This window comes from Mycobacterium sp. ABE4_509, assembly GCF_056160785.1.
In genome coordinates this window covers 1-1,911 of sequence record NZ_JBSWXU010000282.1, presented here as the reverse complement: position 1 = coordinate 1,911, position 1,911 = coordinate 1, and the positions used below count along the sequence as shown (strand labels likewise).

General features: G+C 69.9%; 3 protein-coding genes. 2 read left to right on the top strand and 1 reads right to left on the bottom strand.

What is annotated here, in order from left to right; translation table 11 throughout:
* Together lppK and ACXAID_RS27940 are read left to right on the top strand one after the other, a co-directional pair.
* Window positions 1–449 (top strand): lipoprotein LppK (lppK, locus tag ACXAID_RS27945; RefSeq protein ID WP_475025412.1); only part of this gene is annotated, 449 nt, incomplete at its 5' end.
* A gap of 3 nt (window positions 450–452) precedes the next feature.
* Window positions 453–749 carry a DUF503 domain-containing protein gene (locus ACXAID_RS27940; RefSeq protein WP_475025411.1) on the top strand — a complete coding sequence of 99 codons (297 nt, stop codon included), beginning with the start codon at window positions 453–455 and terminating at the stop codon, window positions 747–749.
* Window positions 750–825: 76 nt separating this feature from the next.
* On the opposite strand, the gene ACXAID_RS27935 is transcribed toward ACXAID_RS27940, so the two are convergent.
* Window positions 826–1,656, bottom strand: coding sequence for a tRNA (adenine-N1)-methyltransferase (locus tag ACXAID_RS27935; RefSeq protein ID WP_475025410.1), 831 nt, complete (start codon window positions 1,654–1,656; stop codon window positions 826–828).
* Between the last annotated feature and the right edge of the window lie 255 nt (window positions 1,657–1,911).

The window sequence follows — 1,911 nt, the reverse complement described above, 5'->3', positions numbered from 1 at the left end:
GCCCCCCGCTTCCGCCGGCGGCCGCGCTGACCGATGTGATGGCGCGGCTCTCCGACCCCGCGGTGCCCGGTGACCAGAAGATCACGCTGATCGAGGACGGCACCGCCGGGGAAGCCGCCGGGCTGGACCGTTTCGCGGCGGCGCTGCGCGACAACGGCGCGCTGCCGCTGGCCTTCGAGGCCCGCGACCTGGCCTGGTCACAGACCGAGCCCGGCAACATCGTGGCGACCGTCGTGATCAGGACCGCCGACCCGCAGGCCGCGGAATTCGTCTTCCCGATGGAGTTCGCACCGGCCGACGGCTCGTGGCAGCTGACCCGCCGAACCGCCGACCTGTTGTTGGAACTGGACGCCGGAAGCGCTCCCCCACCACCGGCGCCGCCACCGCCGCCTCCGCCGCCTCCGCCTGCGGAGGACCCGCCGCCCGCCGAGCCGACGCCGCCACGCTGAACGATGTGGATCGGCTGGCTGGAATTCGACCTGCTGCTCGGCGATGTGCGTTCGCGCAAAGAGAAACGTTCGGTCATCCGGCCGCTGATCGCCGAGTTGGCCCGCCGGTTCGCCGTGTCGGCCGCCGAGACCGGATCGCAGGACCTCTACCGGCGCGCCGGGGTCGGCGTCGCACTGGTCTCCGGTGACCGCGCTCATGTGGTCGACGTCCTCGATGCGGCCGAACGGCTGGTCGCGGCGCGCCCCGAGGTGGAGTTGCTCAGCGTTCGGCGCGGCCTGCGGCGCAGCACCGACGAATAGCGCCCCTTGTCGCCGAACTGGCATTCCAGCAGAAAAAGTGCGAGTAAACCGCTGCTGGAATGCCATTTCGGCGGGTTCAGATGGCGGGGCGCTTCTTGCGGGCGGGCACCGGTGCGACGGCGCCGGGTGCCAGTTTGCGGGCACTGATCAGGAACGCGGTGTGCCCGCGCATCGAATGCTCGGGCCGCACGGCCAGTCCGACGACGTGCCAGCCGCGCTGCATGCTCTCCCACGCCCGCGGCTCGGTCCAGCACTGTTGTTCGCGCAGTGCCTCGACGGTTCGGGACAGCTGGGTGACCGTGGCGACGTAGACCATCAGCACACCACCGGCCACCAGCGCCCGGGCCACGGTGTCGAGCACCTCCCAGGGAGCCAGCATGTCGAGTACCACCCGGTCGACTTCGGGGCCCGCGTAGTCGTTCAGGTCGGCGGTCACCAGCTCCCAGTTGGCGGGTTGCTCACCGAAGAAGGTCGTCACGTTGCGCACCGCGTGCTCGGCGTGGTCCTCGCGGATCTCGTAGGAGCTCACGTGCCCGCCAGGGCCGACCGCGCGCAACAACGAGCAGGTCAGCGCACCCGAACCGGCGCCGGCCTCCAGCACCCGCGCGCCCGGGAAGATGTCGCCCTCGTGGACGATCGCGGCGGCGTCCTTCGGGTAGACCACCTGGGCGCCGCGCGGCATCGACATCACGTAGTCGACGAGCAGCGGCCGCAACACCAGGAACGGGTCACCGTTGGTCGACCGGATCACGCTGCCCTCGGGCAGCCCGATCACATCGTCGAGAGCGATGATGCCGCGATGGGTGTGGAACTCGCCGCCCGGTTTGAGCACCATCGTGTAGCGCCGGCCCTTGGCATCGGTGAGTTGCACGCGATCGCCGACGGCAAAGGGACCGGTTCTGCGCACAGCTGTTCAGCCTGCCAGCCGGGGCGCCCGCGGATGCGGCCGGGTTGCCCGGTTCTGTCCGACCCCGGTTCTAGGGTGATGTCAGTGTCAGGGTGAGGTCACCGCTTCTTGCGGTGGTTGGATCCTTTACACCTGGTGTCTGGCTCGTAGGGTGCCTGCCGCCGTCGGGTTGGCGAGCATGTGTTTTGTCGGCATCAGGTGTGAAGGACCGGCCGGCGTGACTTGATAGGAGCGTGGCACCGCCCCCACTGAGGT